This window comes from Sphingomonas bacterium (genome assembly GCF_903644135.1).
In the GTDB taxonomy this organism is placed as follows: Bacteria; Pseudomonadota; Alphaproteobacteria; order Sphingomonadales; family Sphingomonadaceae; genus Sphingomonas.
Genome location: NZ_CAHJXA010000218.1, coordinates 1 through 4868 on the forward strand (window position 1 = coordinate 1; position 4868 = coordinate 4868).

Genomic DNA, 4868 nt, shown 5'->3' on the forward strand with positions numbered 1-4868 from the left:
CGCTCGGCCTAGGGGCGGGCCGCGCCACCGACCGGCGCACCTGCTCCAGCCCGGCGATGCCGCACAGGCCGCAACTGGTGTCGCTGGTGCGGTGGCGGACCCGGTCGTGGATACGGCCGCGACATCGTTCGGCGAGCGCCACTCGCACGATCCATCCCGCTTCGGCCAGGAACGGCTCGACCGCGATCACGTCGGCGGCGGTGTCGGCGAGCCGCTCGGTCAGCATGAAGCCGACCGCGAACGCCTCCAGCGCTTCTGGCGTCATCATCATCACCGCATAACCGAGCCCGTCGACCTCGATCGCGACCGGTGCCTCGATCGCCACGCTGCGCTCGCCGGGCGCAAAGCCGTTTGGGCGTATGATCGTCACCGCCTCCAGCCGCGATGACGTCATAGCGCCAGCAGGTCGGCAGGCGTGTTGACGTTGGCGAGCGGCACGGGCGAGCGGATGGGCAGGGCACCGATGTTCTCCGCCCAGCGTCGGATCGAGAGCGTGGCGTTGCGAAGGTGGCGGCCGGGTGCTTCGCATGACGGCGTGGACGAAGCCAGCCGGCCGATTAGCGCATCCGCCAATCCAGCCGGCCAATGCCCCAGCACTGGCGCATCGGCGCAGCAGGCGGGTGCTCGCCGCAGCAGCGCCTCGACCAGCCCATCGGGTAGCGTCGGCATGTCGCAGGCGATCGTCAGCACCGAGTGAAAGCCGCGCCGGCCCGCATGATCCAGCGCCGCGGCGATACCGCCAAGCGGCCCAAGGCCGGCGCGGGGAAGGTCGGGTAAGCCGTCGCCGCCGATCCTCACGACCTCAGCGACGAACGGCGTGATCGCGACCGCCGCGTGGTCGGCCAGCGTCGCCCCGGCCCACATCGCCGCCGCCTTGTCCGATCCGAACCGCGACGAAGCACCGCCGACCAGCACGGCACCCAGGACGCGCCCGGTCACGCCGTGACGAGCACCCGCACCGGCACCGACTTGCCCGCCGGCACATGGCTCTCCAGCGCGTGATGCTCCAGCGCGATCAGGATGTTGAGCTCCGGGTAGTAACCCGCGATCGTTCCCTCCGGCAGGTCGTAGTTCACCACCCGCAGCCCCTCGACCCGGCGCTCGACGCCATCGTCGGCGTCGCCTTCCAGCGCGATGATGTCGCCGTCCTTGACGCCGAGCTTCGCTTGATCGGCCTTGCCCATCATCACCACCTGGCGCGTGCCCTTGATGCCGCGGAACCGGTCGTCATAGCCGTAGATGGTGGTGTTGAACTGGTCGTTGGAACGCAGCGTCACCAGCCGGAACCGGCCTTCCTTGTCGGCGAAGCCGGTCGAGTTGAGCGCGCGCGGCACGTTGAACTCGGCGCGGTGGCTCTTGGTCTCCCACTCGCGATGCGATGCCTTGTTGCCCTTCCAGAAGCCGCCGGGCTGGAATAGCCGCTCGTTATAGTCGCCGAACATCGACGGATAGGTGTTCTCGATCGCGGTGCGGACCAGGCCATAGTCGCCGACCCAGGCGTCCCAGTCGATGTTGCGGTTGGGCGGCAGCACCGCCTTGGCGATGCCGGCGACGATCGCCGGTTCCGACAGCAGGGTCGGCGCTGCCGGCGTCGCCTTGCCGACCGAGCCGTAGATGTGGCTGAACGAATCCTCCATCGACACCGCCTGACGGCCGCTTGCCTGCATGTCCTGCTCCATCCGACCGAGGCACGGCAGCAGCCAGCACTCCTTGCCGGGGATGAGATGCCCCTTGTTGAGCTTGGTGGCGATATGAACGGTGAGCGGCAGCTTCGCCCATGCCTCGTTCATCACCTTGTGGTCGGGGATCGCGCGCAGGAAGTTGCCGCCCAGCCCGACAAAGCCCTGGCACTCACCCTCGACGATCTTGCGGCAGCTCTCGACCGTGTCCCAGCCCTTCTCGGTCGGCGGCTCGAACTCGTACAGCTCCTTCAAGCGCTGGACCGGGGCCAGCTCGGTCTTCTCGGTGATGCCGACGGTGCGTTGGCCCTGTACGTTGCTGTGCCCGCGCACCGGCCCCGGCCCGGCACCCTCGCGGCCGATATTGCCGCGCAGGAGGAGGAAGTTGATCAGCATGTAGAGGCTGTCGATGCCGTAGCGGTGCTGGGTGATGCCCATGCCATATACCGCGATGACCCGCTTGGCCTTCATATACACCCGCGCGGCGTCCTCGATCGCGGACCGGGTCAGCCCGCTCTCCGCGACGATCTCGTCCCAATCGGCGTTGCGGCAATAGGTGGCGAAGTCCTCGAAGCGGACGCAATGCTGTTCGATGAAATGATGGTCGAGGACGCGGCTGCCGCCTGTCGCCACCGCCCGGTCGTCGGCTTCGACCACCAGCTTGCAGATACCGAGCAGCGCGGCGATATCGCCGCCGGCGCGGACCTGGTGATATTGGGTGGCGATCGGCGTCGACTTGCCGGTCGTCATCTCGATCGGGTTCTGAGGACTGGTGAACTTCTCCCAGCCGCGCTCCTTCAGCGGGTTGAAGACGACGATCTCGACGCCGCGCTTGGCGCAGTCGCGCAGGTTATGGAGCATCCGCGGGCTGTTGGTGCCGACATTCTGCCCGAACGCGAAGATCGCGTCGCACTTGTCGTAATCCTCCAGCTGGATGGTCGCGACCGGGCTGCCGATCGCGCTCTTCATGCCCACCGAGGTCGTCTCGTGGCACATGTTGGAGCTGTCGGGCAGGTTCTGCTGCCCCCACAGCCGCGCGAACAGGCCATACATGTACGACGTCTCCAGGCTGGCCCGGCCCGACGAATACAGCACCACCTTCTTGGGGTCGCACGCCTTCAGGCTCGCGCCGATGCCGGCGAACGCCTCGTCCCAGCTGACCGCGACATATTTGTCGGTGGCGGCGTCGTATTTCATCGGATGGGTGAGCCGGCCGGCCTGCTCCAGGTCGTAATCCGGCCAGCGGTTCAGCTCAGCCAGGGTATGCTGCGCGAAGAACGCCGGCGTCACGCGCTGGCTGGTCAGCTCCCACGCCGTCGCTTTGCCGCCATTCTCGCAGAATTCGGCGATATGCGGTTTGGCCGGCTTGCCCCAGGCGCAGCTGACGCACATCACTCCATCGGGCTTGTTCTGGCGGCGCAGCGCCTCCAGCATTTTGGGGCTGATGCCTTCCTTGGGAAGGACCGAGGCCATCCCCTTCATCGAGCCCCAGCCGCCGGCAGGGGCGGTATAGTTGGTGATCGTCACCCTGGGCTGGCCTTCCGACCTGGTATCGTCGTCCGCCATGCGCTTCCTCCACCAATACCGTCCCAACGAAGCGGCGCCCGGTCGGTGCCGCTTCACCACGGTTCAAAAGCGCGATGCAACCGCTTAGATCAGGTCCGACTCTTCGGGACTTACTGTTATGGCGACGCACACCACTCGGATGCTCATCCTCGGCTCGGGGCCGGCGGGGCTGTCGGCCGCCATCTATGGTGCGCGGGCGGGGATGAACCCGATCGTCGTGCAGGGCATCCAGCCCGGCGGCCAGCTGACCACCACCACCGATGTCGAGAACTATCCCGGCTTCGCCGAGGTGATCCAAGGCCCTTGGTTGATGGAGCAGATGCAGGCCCAGGCCGAGCATGTCGGCACCCGCATGATGTGGGACACGATCGTCGGCGTCGACCTGTCGCGGCGGCCGTTCCGGCTGACCGGCGATGGCGGCGACGTGTACGAGGGCGAGGTGCTGGTGATCGCCACCGGCGCGCAGGCCAAATGGCTGGGGCTCGACAGCGAGGAGGCGATGAAGGGCAAGGGCGTGTCCGCCTGCGCGACCTGCGACGGCTTCTTCTATCGCGGCAAGAAGGTGGCGGTGATCGGCGGCGGCAACACCGCGGTCGAGGAGGCGCTGTACCTCACCAACCATTCGCCCGACGTGACGCTGATCCACCGCCGCGACAGCCTGCGCGCGGAACGCATCCTGCAGGAGCGGCTGTTCGCGCATCCGGGCATCACCGTGCTGTGGAACAAGGAGGTGCGCGGCTTCATCGACGGCGGCGGCACCGCCGGGCTGGTCGCGCTCGATCTGGAGGACACGCTGACCGGCGAGCATAGCCGGCTGGCGACCGATGGCGGCTTCGTCGCGATCGGCCATCATCCGGCGACCGAGCTGTTCCGCGGCCACCTCAAGCTGGATGCGGATCACTATATCGATGTGGAACCGGGTACCGCGCGGACCAGCGTGCCGGGGGTGTTCGCGTGCGGCGACGTGACTGACAAGGTGTACCGCCAAGCGATTACCGCCGCCGGTACCGGCTGCATGGCGGCGCTGGATGCGGAGCGCTTCCTGGCGACGGCGGAGTTCGAGGAGCTCAGGAAAGCGGCGGAGTAAGCGCTCGCCTGATCGCCGTTTCCAGCGCGGCGGCGTCCCCCGGCCGGGCGAAGCTGTGCGAGGCGGTGGCAATGTGTTCGGTCCGGGTCGGCAGGTCGCGCGCCGCGGCGACCTTGGCAAAGGCGATCGCGGTGGCGTCGCCCTGTGCCAGTACGACGCGCGCGTCCTCTCCCCAGCCAGAGATGGCGGCGACGATGCGGTCGGCGAGCTGTTGCGGCTCGGGCGTTGCGAGCCGTCGCAAGCCCTTGAACAGCTTGGCAAGGTCGACCCGCCCGGTCGCCAGCCGCCACCATGCGCCCGGATCGCGCAGCCGCGTCGCATAACGGTGCCGGATCGCCGCGGCAGGAGGCAGCTCGTCGGTCTCGACCACCCAGGGGTTGGCGAGCATCACCGCATCGATCCCCGCCGTGCGTCCGAACAGCGCGAGCGCGCTGGCGGCATCGCAGTTGCCGAAGCCGACCAGCCGGACGACCTGCGGCTGCTCGCGGCGCAGGGCGGCGGCGGCGGCGGCGATGTCGGCGGCGCTCGACGCATAG

At 68.1% G+C, this 4868-nt stretch carries 5 protein-coding genes; 1 reads left to right on the forward strand and 4 read right to left on the reverse strand.

Annotated elements, in window-relative coordinates; translation table 11 throughout:
• The 3 genes from HUU96_RS11285 to HUU96_RS11295 form a co-directional block, all read right to left on the reverse strand.
• Positions 1-394 (reverse strand): formate dehydrogenase accessory sulfurtransferase FdhD (locus HUU96_RS11285; protein ID WP_174292894.1); only part of this gene is annotated, 394 nt, incomplete at its 3' end.
• On the reverse strand, positions 391-939 hold the full coding sequence (gene mobA / locus HUU96_RS11290; protein WP_174292895.1) for a molybdenum cofactor guanylyltransferase: 549 nt from the start codon (positions 937-939) through the stop codon (positions 391-393). The genes HUU96_RS11285 and mobA, both read right to left, overlap by 4 nt.
• Positions 936-3245, reverse strand: coding sequence for an FdhF/YdeP family oxidoreductase (locus tag HUU96_RS11295; RefSeq protein WP_174292896.1), 2310 nt, complete (start codon positions 3243-3245; stop codon positions 936-938). Before HUU96_RS11295 ends, mobA begins: the two co-directional genes overlap by 4 nt.
• A gap of 139 nt (positions 3246-3384) precedes the next feature.
• Here HUU96_RS11295 and trxB point away from each other — a divergent pair, with 139 nt between their 5' ends.
• Positions 3385-4332, forward strand: coding sequence for a thioredoxin-disulfide reductase (gene trxB, locus HUU96_RS11300; RefSeq protein WP_254605190.1), 948 nt, complete (start codon positions 3385-3387; stop codon positions 4330-4332).
• On the opposite strand, the gene HUU96_RS11305 is transcribed toward trxB, so the two are convergent.
• Positions 4313-4868, reverse strand: a 556-nt coding sequence (locus HUU96_RS11305; RefSeq protein WP_174292898.1) for a hydrolase 1, exosortase A system-associated, incomplete at its 5' end; no start/stop codon positions are given. The two genes, trxB and HUU96_RS11305, sit on opposite strands and share 20 nt — an antisense overlap.

What these genes read in the sequence shown, in the direction of transcription:
- trxB (WP_254605190.1), top strand. Translation starts at nt 3,385, where the DNA reads ATGCTCATCCTCGGCTCGGGGCCGGCGGGGCTGTCGGCCGCCATCTAT.
- HUU96_RS11295 (WP_174292896.1), bottom strand. Translation starts at nt 3,245, where the DNA reads ATGGCGGACGACGATACCAGGTCGGAAGGCCAGCCCAGGGTGACGATC.